At 35.1% G+C, this 23,371-nt stretch carries 21 protein-coding genes; 15 read left to right on the top strand and 6 right to left on the bottom strand.

Annotated elements, in window-relative coordinates:
• Window positions 1–28 precede the first annotated feature (28 nt).
• From LNQ34_RS16015 to LNQ34_RS16005, 3 genes are all read right to left on the bottom strand, one after another.
• Window positions 29–502 carry a nucleotidyltransferase gene (locus LNQ34_RS16015; RefSeq protein ID WP_202701823.1) on the bottom strand — a complete coding sequence of 158 codons (474 nt, stop codon included), beginning with the start codon at window positions 500–502 and terminating at the stop codon, window positions 29–31.
• A gap of 232 nt (window positions 503–734) precedes the next feature.
• Entirely contained in the window at window positions 735–3,164 is a 2,430-nt protein-coding gene (locus LNQ34_RS16010; RefSeq protein ID WP_230000436.1) for a YfhO family protein, read from the bottom strand.
• A gap of 50 nt (window positions 3,165–3,214) precedes the next feature.
• Window positions 3,215–3,535 carry a DUF4834 family protein gene (locus LNQ34_RS16005; RefSeq protein WP_230000435.1) on the bottom strand — a complete coding sequence of 107 codons (321 nt, stop codon included), beginning with the start codon at window positions 3,533–3,535 and terminating at the stop codon, window positions 3,215–3,217.
• An 89-nt stretch (window positions 3,536–3,624) separates the two neighbouring features.
• On the opposite strand from LNQ34_RS16005, the gene LNQ34_RS16000 reads away from it, so the two are divergent.
• The 5 genes from LNQ34_RS16000 to LNQ34_RS15980 all read left to right on the top strand — a co-directional run bounded on the left by LNQ34_RS16000 (window position 3,625) and on the right by LNQ34_RS15980 (window position 8,730).
• On the top strand, window positions 3,625–4,602 hold the full coding sequence (locus tag LNQ34_RS16000; RefSeq protein ID WP_202701826.1) for a transporter: 978 nt from the start codon (window positions 3,625–3,627) through the stop codon (window positions 4,600–4,602).
• 89 nt (window positions 4,603–4,691) lie between these two features.
• A complete protein-coding gene (locus LNQ34_RS15995) occupies window positions 4,692–6,371 on the top strand; it encodes a hypothetical protein (RefSeq protein ID WP_230000434.1) in 1,680 nt (559 codons plus the stop codon).
• A 2-nt stretch (window positions 6,372–6,373) separates the two neighbouring features.
• Window positions 6,374–6,934: a hypothetical protein gene (locus LNQ34_RS15990; protein ID WP_230000433.1), complete on the top strand. Its 561-nt coding sequence runs from the start codon at window positions 6,374–6,376 to the stop codon at window positions 6,932–6,934.
• Between the two features lie 2 nt (window positions 6,935–6,936).
• Window positions 6,937–7,485 carry a hypothetical protein gene (locus LNQ34_RS15985; protein ID WP_230000432.1) on the top strand — a complete coding sequence of 183 codons (549 nt, stop codon included), beginning with the start codon at window positions 6,937–6,939 and terminating at the stop codon, window positions 7,483–7,485.
• Between the two features lie 126 nt (window positions 7,486–7,611).
• A complete protein-coding gene (locus tag LNQ34_RS15980) occupies window positions 7,612–8,730 on the top strand; it encodes a GTP cyclohydrolase (RefSeq protein WP_230000431.1) in 1,119 nt (372 codons plus the stop codon).
• Window positions 8,731–8,843: 113 nt separating this feature from the next.
• Here the strand turns inward: LNQ34_RS15980 and capB are convergent, their stop codons facing one another.
• Window positions 8,844–10,103 carry a cysteate-C-fatty acyltransferase gene (capB, locus tag LNQ34_RS15975; RefSeq protein ID WP_070906804.1) on the bottom strand — a complete coding sequence of 420 codons (1,260 nt, stop codon included), beginning with the start codon at window positions 10,101–10,103 and terminating at the stop codon, window positions 8,844–8,846.
• Between the two features lie 288 nt (window positions 10,104–10,391).
• On the opposite strand from capB, the gene LNQ34_RS15970 reads away from it, so the two are divergent.
• From LNQ34_RS15970 to LNQ34_RS15960, 3 genes are all read left to right on the top strand, one after another.
• On the top strand, window positions 10,392–11,174 hold the full coding sequence (locus tag LNQ34_RS15970) for an NYN domain-containing protein (protein WP_202701831.1): 783 nt from the start codon (window positions 10,392–10,394) through the stop codon (window positions 11,172–11,174).
• Between the two features lie 33 nt (window positions 11,175–11,207).
• Window positions 11,208–12,719, top strand: a complete 1,512-nt coding sequence (locus LNQ34_RS15965; RefSeq protein ID WP_202701832.1) for an FMN-binding glutamate synthase family protein — start codon at window positions 11,208–11,210, stop codon at window positions 12,717–12,719.
• Window positions 12,720–12,839: 120 nt separating this feature from the next.
• Window positions 12,840–13,313, top strand: a complete 474-nt coding sequence (locus LNQ34_RS15960; protein ID WP_202701833.1) for a hypothetical protein — start codon at window positions 12,840–12,842, stop codon at window positions 13,311–13,313.
• 45 nt (window positions 13,314–13,358) lie between these two features.
• On the opposite strand, the gene LNQ34_RS15955 is transcribed toward LNQ34_RS15960, so the two are convergent.
• Entirely contained in the window at window positions 13,359–13,763 is a 405-nt protein-coding gene (locus LNQ34_RS15955; RefSeq protein WP_230000430.1) for a hypothetical protein, read from the bottom strand.
• 170 nt (window positions 13,764–13,933) lie between these two features.
• On the opposite strand from LNQ34_RS15955, the gene LNQ34_RS15950 reads away from it, so the two are divergent.
• From LNQ34_RS15950 to LNQ34_RS15930, 5 genes are all read left to right on the top strand, one after another.
• Window positions 13,934–14,347, top strand: a complete 414-nt coding sequence (locus LNQ34_RS15950; protein ID WP_230000429.1) for a ribosomal maturation YjgA family protein — start codon at window positions 13,934–13,936, stop codon at window positions 14,345–14,347.
• On the top strand, window positions 14,313–14,891 hold the full coding sequence (locus LNQ34_RS15945; protein WP_202701835.1) for a non-canonical purine NTP diphosphatase: 579 nt from the start codon (window positions 14,313–14,315) through the stop codon (window positions 14,889–14,891). The genes LNQ34_RS15950 and LNQ34_RS15945 overlap by 35 nt, the downstream gene beginning before the upstream one ends.
• A 204-nt stretch (window positions 14,892–15,095) precedes the next feature.
• The gene (locus LNQ34_RS15940; RefSeq protein ID WP_202701836.1) at window positions 15,096–17,012 is read left to right on the top strand and encodes a DEAD/DEAH box helicase; all 1,917 of its coding nucleotides are present in this window, start codon (window positions 15,096–15,098) and stop codon (window positions 17,010–17,012) included.
• 249 nt (window positions 17,013–17,261) lie between these two features.
• A complete protein-coding gene (locus LNQ34_RS15935) occupies window positions 17,262–18,035 on the top strand; it encodes a carboxypeptidase-like regulatory domain-containing protein (RefSeq protein ID WP_202701837.1) in 774 nt (257 codons plus the stop codon).
• Between the two features lie 197 nt (window positions 18,036–18,232).
• Window positions 18,233–19,543, top strand: a complete 1,311-nt coding sequence (locus LNQ34_RS15930) for a DUF389 domain-containing protein (RefSeq protein WP_202701838.1) — start codon at window positions 18,233–18,235, stop codon at window positions 19,541–19,543.
• A 423-nt stretch (window positions 19,544–19,966) separates the two neighbouring features.
• Here the strand turns inward: LNQ34_RS15930 and LNQ34_RS15925 are convergent, their stop codons facing one another.
• Window positions 19,967–21,427 carry an aminoacyl-histidine dipeptidase gene (locus LNQ34_RS15925; RefSeq protein ID WP_230000428.1) on the bottom strand — a complete coding sequence of 487 codons (1,461 nt, stop codon included), beginning with the start codon at window positions 21,425–21,427 and terminating at the stop codon, window positions 19,967–19,969.
• A 178-nt stretch (window positions 21,428–21,605) separates the two neighbouring features.
• Here LNQ34_RS15925 and LNQ34_RS15920 point away from each other — a divergent pair, with 178 nt between their 5' ends.
• Entirely contained in the window at window positions 21,606–22,667 is a 1,062-nt protein-coding gene (locus LNQ34_RS15920) for a DUF3810 domain-containing protein (RefSeq protein ID WP_230000427.1), read from the top strand.
• Window positions 22,668–22,868: 201 nt separating this feature from the next.
• Window positions 22,869–23,363: an RNA polymerase sigma factor gene (locus LNQ34_RS15915; protein WP_089481356.1), complete on the top strand. Its 495-nt coding sequence runs from the start codon at window positions 22,869–22,871 to the stop codon at window positions 23,361–23,363.
• Window positions 23,364–23,371: the final 8 nt, after the last annotated feature.

Raw genomic sequence — 23,371 nt, 5'->3', positions numbered from 1 at the left:
TGCTATGCTATGAAGTAAGTTTATACAACTAAATATTTTTTCCTTTTTCGTCATTCAATTTTCCAAGCTCCTCAATATCTAAAATATCTTTCGGTCTGTTAGCGGCTTTTTTAGCAACAATTAAATTATCATAATCAATAAAATAAACTGGGGTTTCACCTATCATTACAACTGTAGCATCTTCTAATAAAGAAGTAAAAGATTTATCCTCTAAGCCTTTAACAGCTGTCATAATATCTAATCGCAAACCAAAATTTAATGTAAAATCACTCCATCCAGGAATAAACTGCATAGTTTCAATGGTCTCAAAATCTCCGAGATTAATTGATTTTAGTGCTTTCCTTAAATTAATTCGATTTTCAACAGTATCTTCTAAATAAATATCAATATCTCCAGTATTCCTATTATATCCGTAGATATTTACAGCAAAGCCACCAATAGTTATATATTTAACTTTGTTTTCAAAAAAACTACGCCAAATAGCTATTATTTGCTCATTCATTACTTTTTAGATCGAATAATTCTAGCTGTCTTTATCGTATAGGAAACTTCAATAATAGCCATTAGTCTCTCCAATCTTTCCAGATAAGAAAGCTTCTTGATTTCCGCTATTCTTTTAGCTTCTAACTCTTGTGGAGTACCAAACCTTAACACGCTATCCTTCATTGTTTACTTTCTTTCTAATACACAGCAAAGATACAAAAATGATATTTCAACAATATTTTAAAACGATTTTAAGCTTTTGCCTTTTTCCTTTCAAAATAGAGCCCGCCAATCAAAAGCAGTAACATTCCGATGCAACTTGCCAATGTAATTACACTTCCTGTTTTAACAACCTGTGGTTCAAATTTAAATTCGATAGTATGTTCGCCACCCGGAATTTCCATAGCTCTTAAAACATAATCTACAGGGAAATGATCCGTAAGTTTACCATCAATATAGGCATTCCAACCATTCTTATAATAGATCTCAGAAAAAACAGCCAAACCATCTTTTCCGTTATTTGATTTGTACTTAATGTAGTTAGGCTTGTACTGTACTACCTGGATAGTTCCTGTAGTATCCCACTGTTTTTTCATTCGGGCATTTCTAAACTTACCTTCATGCTCACGAACGTTGAAAACCGCTACCGTTTTAGTATCGATATGATCCAATGCTTTCATTACATCATCCGGTTTATTTACCAGTTTAACAGTGCTTACAAACCATGCATTTCCATTAGCATTCGGATTTACTGTTGGAAACTCTTTTCCTTCTTTATCCGTTTGTATGATATATTTTACGTTTAACATGTCTAAAACTTCGACATTGTTTTTTGCAATCTGATAGTCAAAAAGCTGCTGTATTCTTCTTGGTTTTGCGGCATGATATCCGCCTAAAGAGTGGTGAAAATAAGAAGCACGTGCACTTGACATGTTTCCGCTTACTTCAAAAACTCTGTAATGAGTCGTATCTTTTAAAATCTGAGCATCAGAAGGTGTTTCCTGAAATGGCGCAGCAATTTGTACCGGGCTCACAAAATCTTTGGCTGATACATATTTTTTATCTACAAAAAATAAATCAAAAATCATTAAAAGACCAACGATAATCAAGGTCGTATTCTGAGCCAGTTTATTTTTGATGAACAACCAAAGGATTCCAAAAGTAATCACGATAAAAAAGCCGGATCGCAATAAATCAGCAGAATACAAACTCTTTCTGTCTTCTTTTAAAGCATCTACAAAAGCAGGCCCGTAACTTTCTAAGAAATAATTATCACTGCTGCCCGTAAAATGAAACATGCTTTTAGCCAATACTAAAATCAAAACAACACCTAATCCGAAAACACCAGTCTGTACCAGGGCTTTCTGTTGCAATTTAGGCTCTTCTTTAGCTTTGAAAAAGGATTGTAATCCCATAACAGCCAAAACAGGAAAACACAATTCAAGAATAACCTGAATCGAAGACACTGCTCTAAACTTATCATACATTGGAACGTAATCGATAAAGAAGTCTGTCAGTAACGCGAAGTTTTTCCCCCAGGAAAGTATTAGCGATACTAATGCTCCTGTGAAAAACACATATTTTATTTTTCGATCATCAATAAATAAAGCTAAAACTGCTAAAAAGAAAACCACAACTCCAATATAAGCCGGAGCTGCCACTATAGGCTGATCTCCCCAATACGTCGGCATTCCCGACACAAAATCCTGTGCCTGTTCTGACGGTACTCCCTGCTCAATCATAAAGGAATACATACGACTGTCTGTTCCTACATTTTCATGGTTTGAACCACCAAAAAGTCTTGGAGCGATTAAATTAAAACTTTCAGCAATTCCGTAACTGTATTCTGTAATATATTCACGGCTTAGTGCATTTTCATTGGTCTTTTTAGAACCATCGGGATTAAAAGTTAATTCGCTGTTACTACGGGTACTAAATTTAGCGTATTCACTGGTTGCCAACAAATTAGTAGCATTGGCTCCGATAGCAAAAATTCCGGCTACGGACAAAACACCGATAGCAGTTAAAAGCGATTTATATTCTTTTTCTTTGATAAAATTAAAAGCAAAATAAGCTGAAAGGATCAATAAGAAAATCAGTAAGTAATACGTCATTTGAAAGTGATTGGCATTCACTTCTAATGCAACCGCAAACATGGTAAGCAGACCTCCCCAAATGTACTTTTTTTGAAAAACGAGTATGAATCCGGCGATAACAAGCGGCATGTAGGCAATAGCATGAGCTTTTGCATTATGTCCAACACCAAGAATGATAATCAGGTAAGTAGAAAAACCAAAGGCAATTGCCCCGATAAATGCTTTTAAAGGATCGGTTTTTAAAACCAATAAGAGTCCATAAAAGCCTAAGAAATATAAAAATAAATAATCGGCAGGACGAGGAAGAAAACGTAAAGCATCGTCTAATTTACCCACAAAATCATTAGGATAATTAGCTCCCAGCTGATAAGTTGGCATACCCCCAAACGCAGAATTTGTCCAATAAGGTTCAGAATGTTCTGTAGCTCTAAAATCGTTTTGCTCTTTAGCCATTCCGGTATATTGAGCAATATCCGATTGGAAAATTTGTTTTCCTTGTAAAACCGGGTAAAAATAAATTAAAGAAACGAGGATAAAGCCCAGAATAACAAGGGCATGCGGATAGAACTTATTTACTATTTTCAATTTAGGCTGGTTTGGGTTAAATGATGAATCCTATAAATTAGGTCACAAATTTAATCTATTTCTTCGTAATCAACATAATCGCCAACCTTTTTGGTTTCACGAGGATTTTTTGCATTGGCGGTATTGATAATAATTTCATCGTTATTATTACGTGTTTTTTGCCATGTATTATCCTGACTATATTGTTGTTGTCTTTGAAAATTCTCTCCAGCTTTTTCTACTGCTTTTTTTACCAATACCGGCAAAAAGATTCGTGCTAAAAATTTAAAAATATAATAAAACGCAACGATCCACATTATCGTTTTAATCAGATTTACAAAAGATGCTTCTTGCATGATCATATAATTTTTTTTCAAAATTAATAAATCCATCGTTTAAAATTAAAATATCAATCTTAAATAAATAATAAAATATAGTACATTTGAAATGCGTTATTACTTTTTAATCCAAAAACACGTTTATGTTAAAAAATAAAAACTTTGTTACTGCAGCTCTTTGTTTATTACCTCAATTATTTTTTGCGCAGTACACTGATGTCATCAATTCAAACCGTCCTGGTGAAACGATGTCAGCCTATGCCGTTGGAAAATCAGTTATACAGGCAGAACTTGGTGTATATGGCATCAAAGAAAAACACAATCTGCTGGATTATGACGCCAATGGTTTTGGTACAGACCTGACCATTCGTTATGGTGCTTTTTTAGAAAAACTGGAACTTATTGCGGACATACAGTACCAAATGGAAAATTTTGATACGCCCTACACAAGTTATAAAAAAAACAATTTCAGACAAACGGTTTTAGGAGCCAAATATCTGATTTATGACCCCTATAAAAATTACAAAAAAGAAGCCAATATTTACAGCTATAAAGCCAATCGCAGCTTTAACTGGCACGAGTTAATTCCTGCCGTTTCGTTATTTGCCGGTGCTAATTTTGTGGGTAAAGACAATCCTTATTCTTTCTCTCCACAATCGAGTATTTCTCCAAAAGTCATGTTAATCACTCAAAATCTATTTGGCGGTGGAAAATGGGTTTTCGTAACCAATATTATTGCCGATTATATTTCAACAGACTACCCGAGCTACGGCTATGTGCTTACTCTTACACGCGGATTTAATGACAAATGGTCCGGCTTTATCGAAAATCAGGGTTATAAAAGTGACTTTTACAGCGATGCCATTGTTCGTGGCGGAGCAGCTTACCTAATTAACCCTAACCTTCAGGTGGATGCATCTGTAAGTACCAATTTCAAAAATACGCCTTCTATATTGTATGGAGGAGTTGGGGTTTCCTGGCGCTATGACGGACGTTATAAAGAAAATCAACTGCAAACTAAACGTGAAGACAGAGCCAAAAAGAATAAAGACAACAAAATGGAGCAAAGAGAAATCGATTACCAGGCAAAAGAACGAAAACGTAAATCGAAATATGAATAATCAAAAAAGTAAGAAAAAAATTACTTTATATTTTTAAATAATGTAAGAAAATAATTATATTTGAAAAATTATACGCCAATTTTTCAAATATGAGACATTATCTGCCAATCAACTCAGATAGATCAAAGTTACTATCTGCCCTATTTTTATTACAATACCTTATTTTTTTTTCTTCATGTGAAAATGAAAAACATGGCTCATTACACAAAACTCAACTAACAGAAAATGAAATCGAAGTAAAAGATGGAAGACTTTATTTTCGGTCTAAAGAATCTTTTACACAGTACTACAATAAGTATGTTAGTTTACCTGAAGAAGAATTAAGTAACTTATTAACCCCTTTCTACAAAAAGGGGTTTCTGTCACTAAAACCAATTGTTACAGAAAAAAACGAAGACAAATTATTTAACCTTTACAAGGAAAAATTAAATTTGCAAGTCCCCCGAGGTACAACATCAAAAAGTACATTCGCTTATTCTTCCGTTGAATCCCCCATAAATGACGATCCTTTTGAATCAGTCGACGAACTGATTGGAGACGAAACTTTTGCTGCCTATTTAAATATAAATGGAGAAATACAAATAGGCGAATCAATATACAAATACACTGACGTAGGCTTGTTTATTACCGATAAAAAAGCTTACACTACCCTCAAAAATTTTCTGGAGTCAAAAAATATTTCTGAAAATCCATTTAGTAAAACTGATCTGACAGTTAAAGAAAATTTGGTTCCGTCACTACCGGAGGACTTTCCAACACCAATTGGAAACAATAATCAAATTGTTTATTACAGACCAGCGAATAGTAAGTTAACAGCTTCAAAATCAAAAACTAACTCTGCTAAACCAGGAATCTATAACTCAAGTGACCCCAACTACAATTCTTTTTTCAACTCACTAAACAGCTGCAATCCTGATCATGGACTATTTGCCAACTTATTTGGAGATAACAATGTATGTATCGATCAGTATGAAAGAAAAAGACGTGTAAAAACAAAAGCTTTTAATTACAACTATTTACTTGTATTTCATTTAGGTGTCAAATGTGTACATCAGTTTAAAGGATGGACTGGTTTTTGGCGTGTAGAAGCAACTGACGAAATAAAGCTTCTAGTAGAAGCTGCTCAATTTGAATACAATCGAGATGCGCTTTTGGGCAACAATATCATAAACAACCAAACCAAAGAACGGGCCTATTTCATGAATAACAAAAGAGCTTTTTTCACAGGACCCAATAATATAAATATCTATAATGAGTGGGGACAACCTCTGATATCTTATGTCAATCTAACTAGTCTGCCTCAAGTTTTTCAGGACGATTTAACCTTTGAGTTCTTTGGAACGGGATTAAGTAGTTTAGATAATCTTATTCAAAATGGAATTGATAGTAGTTTAAACGCGACTAAACTTAACGAATGGTTTTATGGCGGACTTTATACTACAGCAAAATCACAGCTACAAACTGCATTTGGAAACACTACAGTCCCACCAACGAACAGGACATTTGCTGCAAAATTCCCTCAAAATGGAAATATTATTGTACAAAAATCGGTTTCATCGCAAGGCTATGACATTGGAGTAAGAGAAAAAACATTTGACTATGGAATTAGACTTTGTTTTAACAGTGGAGATAGCTCCAGCTGGTCTATACGACCGGAGATAGGATGTGATATTCTGGTAAAACCATCTAATTTTAGAGTTAAAATAATAGGTGCCGCACGTAAAGGAAATGAGTGGCATGGCAGTAAATTTAACGTTGATATTGACTGAATATGAAGAAAGAAATAATAATCATAGTAATCATTTTACTGAGCAATTTCATTTTTGGGCAAGAACAAAAGAAAAAATTGCAATACATCAACATGTCTTCCTTCTCTCAGGCTAAAAACACAGAATCCTATTTTAATAAATATACTAAAAACAACTCTAGAGAAAGTAATGGTGGAAGCCTTGAGATAAATACAATTCAGGGCATTAAGTTTTTCGAAGTTTTCTCAATTTCAGTCGGTATTAGCGTAGATTGGAACATTGATAAAACTTTCTTATCGACTCCATTAATAATAGATCTTAGAATCTTCTCCAGCAAAAATAACAAACCTGGATTTTTTACGTATATCCAAACGGGTCAAAATATAAAATGGTCAGATTCCTTTGCCGGAAATGGTGTAACTGCAAAATTAGGAGCCGGCTACATTTTTACAGAAAATAATAACGCATCATTTTATTTCGATCTCTTCAAAAAATCAAAACAAATTAAAACTTCTGAATTTCAAAACAATGGCTACTATACTCTCACTGGTTTTGGTATCTCGTTGGGAATAATATTTAAATAATCATGATGAAAATAAAGTACACTTTACTAACACTGCTTATTAGCTGTATGCCTGTAGCGTCGCAAAATACCGGAGTAGAAAAAGACATTTACAACCTACAAACCGGCTTTTTGGGAATATGGTTCAATCACGAACATCGACTACTCAATCAAATAAGTTTACGAACCGAAATTGGTTTTGACATGGGTTTTCGCGGATGCTCTGACTGTATTACTACATATGCAATAGCTCCTGTAATTAATCTGGAGCCAAGGTGGTATTACAATATCAATAAACGGACTGCTAAAAATCAAAAAACTAATAATAGTGCCAATTTTATAACTCTACAAATCCACTGTTATCCTAACTGGTTTGTTATTTCAAATCATGACAATGTCTTTGTTTCCAATCAAATTGCGCTAATTCCTAAATGGGGAATAAGACGAAATATTGGAAATACTAATTTCAATTATGAAGCAGGCATTGGAATTGGGCGTAAATTTTATCTGGATGAAAATTTTTCGGATACTACTGCCGACCTCCACCTCCGAATCGGCTACACTTTCAAATGACGCATCAAATCCATTAATTCGGGCTTTTTTTACACAATTCTTTTTTGTTATTTCAAAGATAGCTATATTCGTTTCTTAAATCGTAGCACCTAATTTAAAGCAACATTCTTAACAAAGAAAATCTTAATGATTACAATTAAAGAAGCCATAACCAAAAAGGAATTAACTGACTATATCAAATTTCCGTTTTCAATCTACAAAGACAATGCATACTGGGTCCCCCCTATTGTGGCAGATGAATTAGAGTCATTTGACAAAACTAAAAACCCTGCTTTTGACAATGCCGAAGCTTATTTTTATCTGGCTTACAGAAACAATGAAATAGTAGGGCGAATTACAGCTATCATCAACTGGTCTGAGGTAAATGACCAACATAAAAGAAAAGTTCGATTTGGATGGTTTGATGCAATAGACGACATCGAAGTCACAAAGGCCTTGCTGGATAAAGTTTACGAATTGGGAAAAAAACACAATCTGGAGCACGTTGAAGGCCCGATGGGATTCTCGAATCTGGACAAAGTTGGTGTTCTTACAGATGGTTATGATCAAATGGGAACTATGATTACATGGTACAACCATCCCTATTATGTGACACATTTTGAGCAGTTAGGTTTTCAGGTTGAAAAAGAGTACCTCGAAAGCATCTTCCCTTTTTCAAATGTGAAACCTGAATTTTTCCTTAAAGCACAAGAACTTATCAAAAAAAGGTATGGCTTACGCTCATTGACTTTTACCAAAACAAAAGACATCATGCCTCATGTCGACAAAATGTTTGATTTGTTTAATGATTCATACGCCAAATTAGCTTCGTTTGTAGCGATTTCGGATGTTCAGAAAGAATACTTCAAAAAGAAATACATCAGCTTTATCAATCCGGAATACATCAAGTTTGTGGTTGACAAAGACGATAATTTAGTTGCCTTTAGCATTGTAATGCCAAGCTTTTCTGAAGCTTTACAGAAAGCAAAAGGAAAATTATTCCCGTTTGGATTTATTCATTTACTAAGAGCCCGTAAAAAGAGTAAAGATGTTGTTTTTTACCTGATTGGGGTACACCCCGAGTATCAAAACAAAGGAGTTACCGCTATTATTTTTGATGAATATTACAAAACATTTTCAGAAAAAGGAATTCAAAACTGTATCAGAACACCTGAATTAGCTGATAACACAGCCATTCATTTACTTTGGAAAAATTTCGACCCAAAAGTACACTGCCAGAGAAAAACGTATTTAAAATACTTGTAAGTAGTTTTCAGTATCAGTCGCAGTTAACAATTTTACCCATAAAAAAATCCATTCGTTACACGAATGGATTTTTTTATATAATTCCTATATCAGGAATTTATTTCTTTAAAGTTTTACGAAACGTCAACAGTGGTACGTTCAGCGATTTCTTTATAAGTTCCGTTTACTAATTTCTCTCGAATGGCTTCAAAAGCAGTTAAGGTTTCATCAATATCAGCTAAGGTATGAGAAGCTGTTGGAATCATTCTCAACAAAATAATCCCTTTTGGAATTACCGGATAAACCACAATAGAAAGGAAAATACCATAATTCTCTCTTAAATCGTTTACCATTACCATCGCTTCAGGAATACTTCCTTCCAAATAAACCGGAGTAATACAAGTATTCGTATCTCCAATATTAAATCCTTTTTCTCTTAAACCGTTTTGCAACGCGTTTACGTTCTCCCAAAGTTTATCTTTAATTTCAGAGGAATTACGCAACAACTCCAAACGTTTCAATGAACCAATAGTTTGAATCATTGGTAATGCTTTAGCAAACATTTGTGAACGTAAGTTATATTTTAAGTAATCAATTACAGTTTTATCAGCCGCTACGAAAGCTCCTATATTAGCCATCGATTTTGCAAAAGTAGAGAAATAAACATCAATTTCATCCTGAACTCCCTGCTCCTCTCCTGCTCCGGCTCCTGTTTTTCCAAGTGTACCAAAACCATGTGCATCATCCACTAACAAACGGAAATTGTATTTTTGTTTCATGGCAACAATTTCTTTCAATTTTCCTTGCTGTCCACGCATTCCAAAAACACCTTCAGTAATAAATAAAATACCTCCACCCGTTTCCTGAGCCATTTTTGTAGCACGCTGAAGATTTTTCTCCATGCTTTCAAGATCGTTGTGTTTGTAAGTAAAACGTTTTCCCATGTGTAAACGAACACCGTCAATAATACAAGCGTGCGAATCTACATCGTATACAATAATATCATTTTTAGTAACCAAAGCATCAATGATTGACACCATTCCCTGATATCCGAAGTTTAATAAATAAGCCGATTCTTTCATTACAAAAGAAGCCAATTCATTTTCTAATTGCTCATGATAAGTAGTGTGTCCGGACATCATACGAGCTCCCATAGGATATGCCGCTCCATATTGAGCTGCTGCATCAGTATCTGCCTTACGAACTTCAGGATGATTAGCCAAGCCTAAATAATCATTTAAACTCCAGTTTAGAATATTTTTTCCGTGAAATGTCATTCTAGGACCCAACTCTCCTTCTAACTTTGGGAAAACATAATAACCTTCTGCCTGAGAAGCCCATTTTCCTAATGGTCCTTTATTGTCCTGAATTCTTTCGAATAAATCTTTTACCATAATATATTGTGTAGTAATATTTTTATTTTATACAGGGTGCAAAAATAAATATTTATTCTGTGCAATCATAATAATTTAAAAATGATTCTGACCAAAATTGTTCTTTGATAAATTTTCGCCGCAAAACCACTAATTAAACACTACTTTTCTTAACAAAAAACAATACACCTCCAAAAAACTGCAATTTATACCGGTTATAAATATAACCAAAAAGACCTCAATCATTTTATTTTTATTAATTTTAAAGGGCATTTAAAAAAATGAATTACAAATACTAAAACCAAAATAATGGCTTTAAGCACTTCAAAAGATCTAAAACTCGCTGTTCTTATTGATGCCGACAATGTACCTTACAGCAATGTAAAAGGAATGATGGTAGAAATTGCGAAGTTTGGGACTCCTACCACTAAACGCATTTATGCCGATTGGACAAAACCAAACTCAAACGGCTGGAAGGGCGTTTTACTGGAACACGCCATTACCCCCATTCAGCAATACAGCTATACCGTTGGAAAAAACTCTTCTGATTCTGCTCTTATAATCGATGCAATGGATTTACTTTACTCCGGAAAACTAGACGGTTTTTGTATTGTTTCCAGCGACAGCGATTTTACACGCCTCGCCATTCGATTGAGGGAATCCGGTATGAAAGTAATTGGTATTGGCGAAAAGAAAACTCCAAATTCTTTTATTGTGGCCTGTGACAGATTTATATACATTGAAGTTCTGGACGGCGCTATTCAGAAGAAGAAACCCAAAGTTGCAACTACAACCGACACTAAAAAACCGGCCGAAAAACCGGCTGAAAAAGCACTGCATAAAATTGACAAACAAACCATCGAACTTATTGAAGCCACCATTGAAGATATCGAAGACGATGATGGGTGGGCATTTTTAGGAGATGTTGGAAATCTTATTGTGAAGAAGAAACCTGAATTTGACCCAAGAAACTATGGTTTTTCAAAACTTACTCCTATGCTAAAATCATTGACCGATATTCTTGAAATCGACGAAAGAGAATCGGACAAAAAAGGAATTAAGCACGTTTATGTACGCCTGCGATTCAATTGATTATAAATTATTACTCTTTAAATACTTGCAAACATGAGAAAAAAATTCTTCATCTATGGATTCTTATTGTTTCTAATTGTTTTAGCCATTTATCTTTATACGAAACGAGGTTTTTTACTAGTGATTATTCTGCCTATATTATTAGTGGTAGGTATTTACAACGCTACTCAAAAAAAACACGCTATTTTAAGGAACTTTCCGGTTTTGGGCTATTTCAGGTATTTATTTGAAATGATTGCACCCGAAATCCAGCAGTATTTCATTGAACGATCAACGGATGGAAAACCATTCTCCAGAAACCAGCGCTCTATGGTTTATCAAAGAGCTAAAAACATCGATTCAAACACGCCTTTCGGAACGCAGCAAAATCTGAATCATGACAGTTACGAAGGAATAAAACATTCTATCTTTCCCGCAAAAGTTAATGAGGAATTACCTCGTGTACTGGTGGGCGGAAAAGACTGCAAACAACCTTATCTGGCGTCACTATTTAATGTTTCAGCGATGAGTTTCGGTTCGCTAAGTGAAAATGCCGTTCGTGCCATAAATATTGGTGCTCAAAAAGGAAATTTCTATCAGAATACCGGAGAAGGCGGTTTAACCGAATTTCATCTTGCCGGAGGCGGCGACATTACATGGCAGATAGGCACCGGGTATTTTGGCTGTCGGGATACTGAAGGTAACTTTAGTCCTGAAAAATTTTCAGAAAAGGCGAATCTTCCCAATGTAAAAATGATCGAAATCAAACTTTCCCAAGGTGCAAAACCTGGTCATGGCGGAGTGCTTCCAGCGAGAAAAAACACGGAGCAAATTGCTAAAATCAGAGGGGTTCAGCCTCACACAATGATCCTGTCTCCTCCCGGACACCACGCTTTTTCAGACAGCAAAGGTCTTATTCATTTTATTGCACAATTGCGTGAGTTATCCAATGGAAAACCTATTGGTTTTAAATTGTGTATTGGAAATACAGCCGAATTTGAAGCCATCTGTCACGAAATGATCGCAGAAAATATTTTTCCCGATTTTATCACAGTAGACGGTGCTGAAGGAGGCACAGGAGCTGCTCCACTGGAATTTGCCGATGGTGTAGGAATGCCGTTTGAGCCTGCCCTGATATTTGTAAACAAAACATTAATTGGTTTAAATATCCGTGATAAGATTCGCATTATTGGAAGTGGGAAAATCATCTCGGGATACTCTATTTTACATGCGGTGGCTCTGGGGGCAGATATGTGCAACAGCGCACGTGGGTTTATGTTTTCTTTAGGCTGTATTCAGGCATTGCGTTGTCACAATAACGAATGCCCGACCGGAGTAGCCACTCAAAACAAAATGCTGATGAAAGGTTTGGTTGTAACCGATAAATCTGATCGTGTGTACCATTTTCACAAAAACACCCTACATTCGGCTAACGAACTTTTAGCGGCAGCAGGTAAAAAAAGTTTTAGCGAAGTCGATATTAATATTTTCATGCGTGGTGATGAATTTGGCAATTTATCTGACAACTATTTCCCGGACAACTTAACAAACGTAACAAAACATTAAAAAAATACCTATAAAACAGAAGTTAATACATAGCTTTTTTATTACATTTGTTTAGATCTTATCTTATTTAACCACTAAGATAAATCGTTAATCTTTTAACCTAACTAAACAAATTAATCAATGCAATTAACACCCAAAGGCTATCGCATAGAAATGCTTGATCACCATCAAAAAGAAAATCTTGCAAATGATTTTATTCACGGATTTAAAAATGTTTCAGAATACATCAATGGCGTTTGCTACGAAACCGTTGCATACGTTCAGTATTTACTACATCCCACAAAAATTTCACTCCGCGAAATGGAAACCATTACAGGTAAACACTGGGTGGAGAAATTCACTACACAGAGAGAGTGGACAGGTGAAACAATTCCTGCAGGAACTGCTATTGGCTTTTATCGTATCAATTCAAGCGGTTTCTTTCATTTTGCATTAGGAGCCGGAGGAACTCAAATTCGTGCCGTTAACGGATTAACACTTGGATCAAGCTGGACATTTGAAGTAAATCTTCCATCTGTTCTTGGCCCAAGAAACGAGGATGGTACCTACAACTATGACAATAGCAAAATCAGAGTATATCTAATGTACCTCTAAAAATAAAAGCTTTTAAAGAAATAAAAGCCCTATCCACTATTGTTATTATTTTAACAAGATCGGAAGGGCTTCTTTATTTATAACCTCTTTTGCCAAAACTGTATTGTCATCAGCCAAAAAGTAAGTATCAAACCTTACGCCTTCTTCGATCAATTCCTGAGGAATTTTGTTCTCTTTTATCATTTTTTTCAACAAAATTGGAAATGACGAAACAGCTGCCGATTTATTAGATTCATTTTCTTTTAGATTGGTTTCAAACCTCAATTCAATTTTACCCTCTTCAAGATAACCTCTTGCCGTAGTAAGCGTTATGTTTTCTTCATGAAAACTCTTGGCTGTACTCTTATTATAGGTAACTACATATTCCTGGAGTTTTTGCTTGGTATTTTTACAACTAACCAATGACATTACTAAGGCCGCAGCAAATAAGGTTGGTATTATTTTCTTCATCCTGTTTTTTATTTTTTTTACAATTCATTAAGCTCTAAAAGCATCTCAAGATAATAATAATCTCTCTAATTTCTAAAACTGGAAGAAAACAACCCTATTCAAACTCTTCAATTGTCCAAAACGCTTACTATTTTCCTCCTTATTCCTATCTTTGTTCCACTCAAAATACCATGTCAAAATTGAAAAAGCCAAGAATCTACTACCTATTTGCATTTCTTTGTGTGATTTGCTGTGGAATTCTCTCCAGAAAAATTGCAATCATTCCACTCTATTTTGGAGATGCGCTGTATGCCGTCATGATGTATGTATTAGTCAGAATCTTCTTTTTTAACCAAAAAAACTTCGTGACTGCGATAATTTCACTGGCCATTTGCTACGGAATAGAATTTCTTCAGCTTTATCAGGCAGATTGGATTATTATGCTTAGGAAAACTCTTTTTGGCAGATATGTTCTGGGACAAGGCTTTTTATGGAGCGACCTTCTTGCCTACACATTAGGAATTGTAACTGCTTTTATCATCGAAAAAATTATTTTAAATTATACTACCTATGAAAATCGTATTCGCATCAAACAACAAAAATAAAATCCAAGAGATTCAAAGTATTCTTCCTGAAAGCATAAAAATAGTAAGTCTTGAAGAAATTGGCTGTTTTGAAGACATAGAAGAAACAGCAGACACCATTGAAGGAAATGCCATTTTGAAAGCCAATTACGTAACTGAAAAATACGGATACGATTGTTTTGCTGACGATTCAGGCTTAGAAGTGACTGCTTTAAATGGTGAACCAGGAGTATATTCAGCCCGATATGCAGGCAAGCAACGCAATGACGATGACAATATGAATAAACTTTTAGAGGCCTTAAAAGACCAATCGGATCGCAGCGCCCAGTTCAAGACCGTTATCACTTTAAACTTAAAAGGAGAACAGCATCTGTTTACCGGAATTGTAAAAGGAAGTATCGCTTTGAAAAAAACAGGAAATGAAGGCTTTGGGTACGATCCAATTTTTCAACCTGAAAATTATACCAAAACATTTGCTGAATTACCACGAGAAGTAAAAAATACCATAGGTCATCGTGGAAAAGCAACTCAGCAACTAATTGATTTTCTGAATTCAACCAAATAATTGTTTAAAATACAACATTTTAGAGTACAAAATTGATATTTCGTGACGTTTTTTTTTGAAGAATTATTCTATTTCTGGTAAAAATGATTTTACACTAAACATAACTTTTTGATAATCAAATCATAACAAATACATAATTCTTAAAAGAGCATTAGTTTATCTGAATAATTAACAGTAATTTTGCACCCTATTTTAAATACACATATGAATAAATTTGAACAATTAGGATTGAATGAATCGTTACTGAAGGCGATTTTAGATCTAGGATTTGAAAATCCGTCAGAGGTACAGGAAAAGGCGATTCCCCTATTATTGGAAAAAGACACAGATATGGTTGCGTTGGCTCAGACAGGGACAGGGAAAACGGCAGCTTTCGGTTTTCCGCTAATTCAAAAGATTGATGCTGACAATAGAAACACACAAGCATTAGTTTTATCGCCAACACGAGAACTTTGTTTACAGATTACCAACGAACTTAAAAACTACGCAAAATACGAGAAAGGTATTAATGTTGTAGCAGTTTACGGCGGGGCTAGTATTACAGAGCAAGCAAGAGAAATAAAAAGAGGAGCACAAATTATTGTGGCTACTCCGGGAAGAATGCAAGACATGATTAACAGAGGATTGGTTAACATTAAAAACATAGATTACTGTGTGCTTGATGAGGCTGACGAAATGTTAAACATGGGATTTTATGACGATATCTGCTCTATTTTATCAGATACTCCAGACGAAAAAAGCACATGGTTGTTCTCTGCAACAATGCCACAAGAGGTTGCCAGAATTGCAAAACAATTCATGAGCGAACCATTAGAAATTACAGTTGGAACTAAAAATTCAGGTTCTGCAACAGTTTCTCACGAATTTTACTTAGTAAATGCACGTGACCGTTACGAAGCTTTAAAACGTTTAGCCGATGCTAACCCGGACATTTTTTCTGTGGTTTTCTGTCGTACTAAAAGAGATACTCAGGCTGTAGCCGAAAAATTAATTGAAGATGGATATAGCGCTGCTGCGTTGCACGGGGATTTATCTCAGGCACAACGTGACGGTGTAATGAAATCGTTCCGTGGAAGACAAATTCAGATGCTTGTTGCTACTGACGTTGCTGCACGTGGTATCGATGTTGATAACGTAACACACGTTGTGAACTACCAATTACCTGATGAAATCGAAACGTACAACCACCGTTCAGGTCGTACCGGTAGAGCTGGAAAATTAGGAACTTCTATTGTAATTGTTACAAAAAGTGAGTTGCGTAAAATTTCTTCTATCGAGAGAATCATCAAACAAAAATTCGAAGAGAAATCTATTCCATCCGGAATCGAAATCTGCGAAATTCAATTATTACACTTAGCAAACAAAATTAAAGATACTGAAGTTGATCACGAAATTGACAACTATTTACCAGCAATCAATAATGTTCTTGAAGGTTTATCTAAAGAAGAATTGATTAAGAAAATGGTATCGGTAGAATTTAACCGTTTCATCGCTTATTACAAAAAGAACAGAGACATTTCAACTCAATCAGGTGAAAGACGCGAAAGAAACGACTCTGAACCAAGAGAATTCAACAACAACGGAGCTGTTCGTTATTTTGTAAACATCGGTTCAAGAGACAACTTCGATTGGATGACCCTTAAAGATTACCTGAAAGAAACATTAGACCTAGGTCGTGATGATGTTTTCAAAGTTGATGTAAAAGAAGGTTTCTCTTTCTTTAACACTGATCCTGAGCATACTGATAAAGTAATGGAAGTATTAAACAACGTACAATTAGAAGGACGTCGTATTAATGTTGAGATTTCTAAAAATGACGGTGGCGGAAGACGTGATCATAACGGACGAAGTGGTGGTGGACGTAGTTCTGGACCAAGACGCGAAGGTTCTGGAGGTTTTGGCCCAAGACGTGAAGGTTCTGGAGGCGGTGGCTTTAGAAGTGACAGAAACTCTGCTCCAAGAGAAGGTGGTTTCAGAAGCGACAGAAATTCATCTGGCCCAAGAAGAGAAGGTGGTTTCAGAAGCTCAGCTCCAAGAAGCGAAGGAAGTTCAGACAGAGCTCCAAGACGCTCTGAAAGCTTTGGTGATTCTTCAAGACCAAGAAGACCAAGAAGAGATTAATACTTTAATATCTTAAAATACAAAATCCCAAATTCCGAACATCATTGGAATTTGGGATTTTTTTTATTAAATCCTGCCTCTCTACAGATGAGTTTTGCCACCCTTAACCATGTAATCTAATCTTCCCTATCCCTTTTTATTTAAATACCAAAGTCACACCGTTGCCTTTGTTAATTTTCTTATAATTATATTCGAAGACTACAAAATATTTAATCGTGATTTACTACTTTTAGAACTTTAAATCAGGATATGAAATATTTCGCAGTTTTCTTTTTCACACTATTATCAGCCATCGGTTTTGCGCAGGACACTGAGTCTGCCGTTCCACAAAGAGTTTCAGGCTACATTATCAACGATAATAGCAAACAACCTCTTTCTAATGTAAATATCATCAACACAAACAAAGTACGTGGTGCAAAATCTGATGCTAAAGGGTATTTTGAAATTGATGTTCAGCTTAACGACACTATTCACTTCTCGATTTTAGGTTTTCAGTCTTTAAGAGTCCGAGTAACCAATGACTGGATTAAAAATAAAGTAACCCGAATTCAGCTTACCGAAAAAGCAATTGCCCTGGAAGAAGTAATTATTGCTCCTTTTAATTTAACCGGTTACCTTGAAGTCGATTCAAAATTAATTCCAACCAAAGAAAATTACCGTTATAGCATTTCCGGTCTTACACAGGGATATGAAGCTGGTGAATATTCTCCAAATGCCTTCGGCAAAGTATTGGGCTCTATCTTCAACCCCGCCGACATGCTCTACAATTTTTTTGGTAAAAATGCGAAAGAGCTCAAGAAGCTGAAGGAAATGCGAAAGGACGATACCGTTCGTACGCTGCTAGAATCAAAATTTGATCGTGAAACCGTCTCTGTACTTTTAGGAATCAGCAAAGACGAAATCCCCGAAATTCTACAACGCTGTAACTATTCAGATTCCTTTATACAAACAGCAAATGATTTACAGATTATGGATGCTATTAGCGGATGTTACGAACAATATAAAGTATTAAAAAGGAATTAAAAAATTACTCTTAGCTTAAAATATACCAAATCCTCAATTTTAAAAATTGGGGATTTTTTTATTCTATAATCGGGTCAAATAACTTTGCCAACCGTAGTTTCTTCAAATAATTGAAGGTTTTCATTGTTTTTTTGAGTAAATTGGACATTCTACTACTATTAAGGATCCCGTTTACATCAAATAATACCGTGAATACCATGACAGATATTACCCAGAAAATTTTAAATTTTATCGATCTTCAGAAAGGAGAAGAAAATAAAAAATCGGTAATCGAAAACATAACCGGCGCGGTTTCTTTTAGAGGATCCAACATCTGGATTCTTGCCTGCGCCATTATTATTGCCTCTGTGGGACTAAATGTTAACTCTACAGCGGTTATCATTGGCGCCATGCTTATTTCGCCTTTAATGGGGCCTATTGTTGGTGCCGGTTTTGGTTTGGGAATGTATGATTTTGAACTCCTGAAAAAGTCAATGAAAAATCTGCTGATTGCAACAGTTGTAAGTTTAACCACTTCGGCTATTTATTTCTATATTAGTCCATTTAAAGAAGCACAATCCGAATTACTAGCCAGAACTTCTCCAAATATCTATGACATTCTTATCGCCTTTTTTGGTGGTTTAGTAGGTGTAATTGCCGTAACCAGAGTAGAAAAAGGAAATCCAATTCCGGGTGTAGCAATTGCGACAGCCCTTATGCCACCACTTTGTACAGCCGGTTACGGACTGGCACTTGGAAATTATGCGTACTTTTTTGGTGCCCTTTACCTCTACACCATCAACTGCGTATTCATTTGCATTGCCACTTTTGTGATTGTAAAGTTCTTAAATTATCCCGTTACAAAACAACTGGATCTACAACAGCAAAAGAGAGTAAAATATGGTATTACACTACTCATTTCACTATTAATTGTACCTAGCATCTATTTTGCTTATCAATTGTATGTTCAAAAAAGCTACACTTCCAGAACCGAGTTTTTTATACAAAAGGAATTCCTCGATAAGGACTATCCTATTATTTATAAAAAAATCAAATACAGCACAGCTCCTAAAAGAATTGAGCTGGCTTTTTTAGCCAAAAAATTCACCGATAATGAAATCATCGATCTTAATAAAAAATTAGCCGAATATGATCTTCCAAACACTAAATTGATTATCAGACAAGACACTGTCAATCTAAGAAAAGACATCATGAATCAAATTAACAGCAATCAAAGTGTGGTCGATCAAAAAGACATCTTGATCAATAGTCTTCGAAATCAATTGGCACAATACCAATTCAACACTACACAGATTAACAACGAAGCAAAAATACTTTTCCCCGCTGTTACGTCTTTAAAAATTGGCAATTACAATTTTGAAGAAGAACCCAATAAATCGAAAATAATCCCTGTAGTTCTTTTTCAAAGCAAGAAAAAAATGGACTCAGATACCAAACAGAAAATGAAATTGTGGCTAAAAGAAAGACTTACCAAAGACTCTGTTGAAGTATATCAGCAAAACAACTAATAAATAATAAAAATAGTTCTTACTTTTATCAATGTATCAATCAAATAACTAAAACAGAAAATTATGTCAAAAGGTCAGGATGCTAAGAAAACAGCAAAAAAAGAACCGCTAAAAACGGCTAAAGAAAAGAAAGAAGAAAAAAGGGAAAAGAAAAATTCGCCTAAGCGAGATTAATTTTTAGTCGCAGTTTGCAGTCACAGTTTACAGTCTCAGTTTGCAGTCTCAGTTTGCAGTCTCAGTTTGCAGTCTCAGTTTACAGTCTCAGTTTACAGTCTCAGTTTGCAGTCTCAGTTTGCAGTCTCAGTTTACAGTCTCAGTTTGCAGTCTCAGTTTGCAGTCTCAGCTTACAGTCTCAGTTTGCAGTCTCAGTTTGCAGTTCTTTAAAACTGAATACTGAGACTGTGACTGAATAACTATAACTTACTATTTAACCGGAATATTCGAAAGGATTTCCAATACAAATTTCCAGTATTTCTGAGCCGATGAAATACTCGCTCTCTCATCAGGAGAATGCGCCCCGTGAATAGTCGGGCCAAAAGAAATCATATCCATATCCGGATAGTTTGTTCCTAAAATTCCGCACTCCAAACCTGCATGACAAGCTACTACTTTAGGTTTCTCGTTATTTTGTTTCTCATAAATTCCAACCAAAGTATCTAAGATTTCAGAATTTACGTTTGGCGTCCAACCTGGGTAAGAACCCGAAAGTTCCACTTCACAACCTACCAATTCAAAAGCAGAACGCAAAGCATTAGCCAAGTCAAATTTTGAAGTCTCAACAGAAGAACGTGTTAAACATCCAATGGTTATTTCACCATCTTTTACAATTACTCTCGCAATATTATTTGATGTTTCTACCAAATCGTCCATATCGGCACTCATTCTGTATACTCCGTTATGAGCCGCATAAATAGAACGAATAATACCTTCCTGAACCCCTAAATCCATTACTTTCTCCGGTAAGTCGCATTTTACGATTTCAATAGATAAGTTAGGTTCAGTCGTTTTGTATTCTGTCTTAATATCATTGATGATTTCCTGCATATCAAAAATATACGCCTCATCAAACATTTCAGAAATAATTACTTTGGCAACACTTTCTCTCGGAATTGCATTTCTTAAACTTCCTCCATTAATCTCCGCTACCTGCAATCCAAAATTTTCAAAAGCATCAAACAGCAAACGGTTCATAATCTTATTTGCATTCCCTAATCCTTTATTAATATCCATACCTGAATGACCTCCATTAAGCCCTTTTACGGTAATGATATGCCCTACTGATCCTTCCGGAACTTCTTCTTCATTATAAGTTCTTGTAGCAGTTACATCAACTCCTCCAGCACAGCCGATATCAATCTCATCATCTTCTTCTGTATCTAAATTCAAAAGAATCTGTCCTTGTAAAATACCTCCTTTAAGATTTAAAGCTCCGGTCATTCCGGTTTCCTCATCAATTGTAAACAAAGCTTCTATTGCCGGATGCGGAATATCTTTGCTTTCTAAAATTGCCATAATTGTCGCTACTCCCAATCCGTTATCCGCACCAAGTGTTGTACCACGCGCACGAACCCAGTCACCATCAACATACATATCGATTCCCTGAGTATCGAAATCAAAAACAGTATCTGCATTTTTTTGGTGCACCATATCCAAATGCCCCTGCATTACAATTGCTTTGCGATTTTCCATTCCCGGAGTTGCCGGTTTTCTGATGATTACATTTCGAATTTCGTCTTCAAAAGTTTCTAAACCTAAGCTGTTTCCAAAGTCTTTCATAAATTCAATTACACGTTCTTCTTTTTTTGACGGACGTGGAACGGCATTTAAATCGGCAAACTTATTCCATAGCGCCTTTGGTTCCAGATTTCTTATTTCCTGACTCATTATATTTTTGTTTGTAGTTTAACAATTAAGTGCCCCAAAGTTACAAAGTTTAAATGCTTTTTTCGTCACAAATTTCACGAATTAGCATTAATCTGATGGCTAAAAAACAAATTCCGCAAAACGTCTCTTTTTTAGTTCTAATATTGTATTTATATTTACGTAATTCAAAACTAAAATTGTGAAATCGAAATACATCTTACCCCTATTTCTTGTTGTTCAGATTATCCTTTTAAAAATTCTCCCCTTCTTTCCTGATTTTGTGGAAGGGTTCTACAGCAATAACTTATACGTTAGAATCTCACATTTTTCCAGAATGCTTTTAGGCAAAATTTCATTCTCCGTAGGCGATTGTATTTATGCTATTTTAATTTTATCTGCGATAAGCTGGTTTTGGAAGATTAGAAAAACATGGAAAACAAATTGGAAAGATCATGTTTTAACGATGCTGGGTAAAATTTCAATTTTTTACTTTTTTTTCCATCTCCTTTGGGCTTTCAATTATTATCGCGAACCTCTATTCGAAAAAATGGAAATCACAAAAGAATATAGTGACGCCGACTTATTAGTTTTTACAAAGAAATTAATCTCAAAAACAAACGAAATTCAACTTCTTATAACTAAAAACGACAGCGCTAAAATTGTCTTCCCATACACTCAAAATGAAGCTTTTAGAATGAACTTAAACGGATATGAAAATCTGGCAAAAGAATACCACTATTTCAGCTATGAGATTCCCAGCGTTAAAAAATCGCTCTTTAGTCTGCCATTAACTTATATGGGGTTTGGAGGTTATCTTAATCCGTTCACTAATGAAGCTCAGGTCAATGATTTATTACCTCTGTATAATTTTCCTGTAACGACCTGTCATGAAATGGCACATCAAATGGGATTTGCCAGCGAAAGTGAGTGCAATTTTATTGGGGTTCTGGCTTCGGTTAAAAATGATAATTTGTATTATAAATATTCCGGCTACAGCTTTGCTCTGCGCTATTGTTTAGGAATCTGGCAGGTTAAAAATGAAACTATTTTTAAACAATTAAAAAAACAAATCCATCCGGGAATTCTAAAAAACTATCAGGAAAGCCAGGATTTCTGGAAACAATATGATACTTTTATTGATAAGGGTTTTCACGTTTTCTATGATAATTTTTTAAAAATGAATCATCAGAAAGACGGCTTGGAGAGTTATAGTAAATTTGTAGATTTGATGGTGAATTACTACAAAACCAGAGCATTGTAACGTTTTACCATGAATTATATCAAAGTTTGCAGCCACTGTTTACCGGAATTAAAAAACCTTTTTTCAGCTGCCCTTAATTCCAGACAACCCTAACCCCAGATTTAAGACAAGGATCCATTTAAATCTTTATAATCTGTGGCAACCAAAAAAAAATAAACAGTACCTTGTAACAAAATAGATTGCAACACTACTAATACATTTATGAGCGAAAATCTAGAACAGTCATTTGTTGCGCAATTGCAGGCAAATCAGAATATAATCCACAAAATATGTAGATTATATACTGCCGGCGAAGATGCTCACAAAGATTTGTTTCAGGAAATCACCATTCAGCTCTGGAAAGCGTATCCAAAATTTAGAGGCGACAGCAAATTTTCGACCTGGACGTATCGAGTTGCCTTAAACACCGCTATTACCTTATACCGAAAAACTAAACGAACCGTATCAACCGTAGAATATGAAAGTCATCAGCATTTTATAAAAGATGTTGATTACAATTATGAAGAAGAAGAACAGATTAAATTGATGTACAAAGCGGTTTACCAGCTTAATGACATCGAAAAAGCATTAGTTTTTATGTATTTAGAAGACAAAGATTATCAAGAAATAGCAGAAACCTTAGGAATCAGCGAAGTGAATGCTCGTGTGAAAATGAACAGAATTAAAGGGAAACTTAAAAAAATACTAAATCCTTAAAAATTATT

This window comes from Flavobacterium lipolyticum (genome assembly GCF_020905335.1).
Lineage (GTDB): Bacteria > Bacteroidota > Bacteroidia > Flavobacteriales > Flavobacteriaceae > Flavobacterium > Flavobacterium lipolyticum.
The sequence above is the reverse complement of the archived record's forward strand: the minus strand, read 5'-3'. Positions and strand labels throughout refer to the sequence as shown.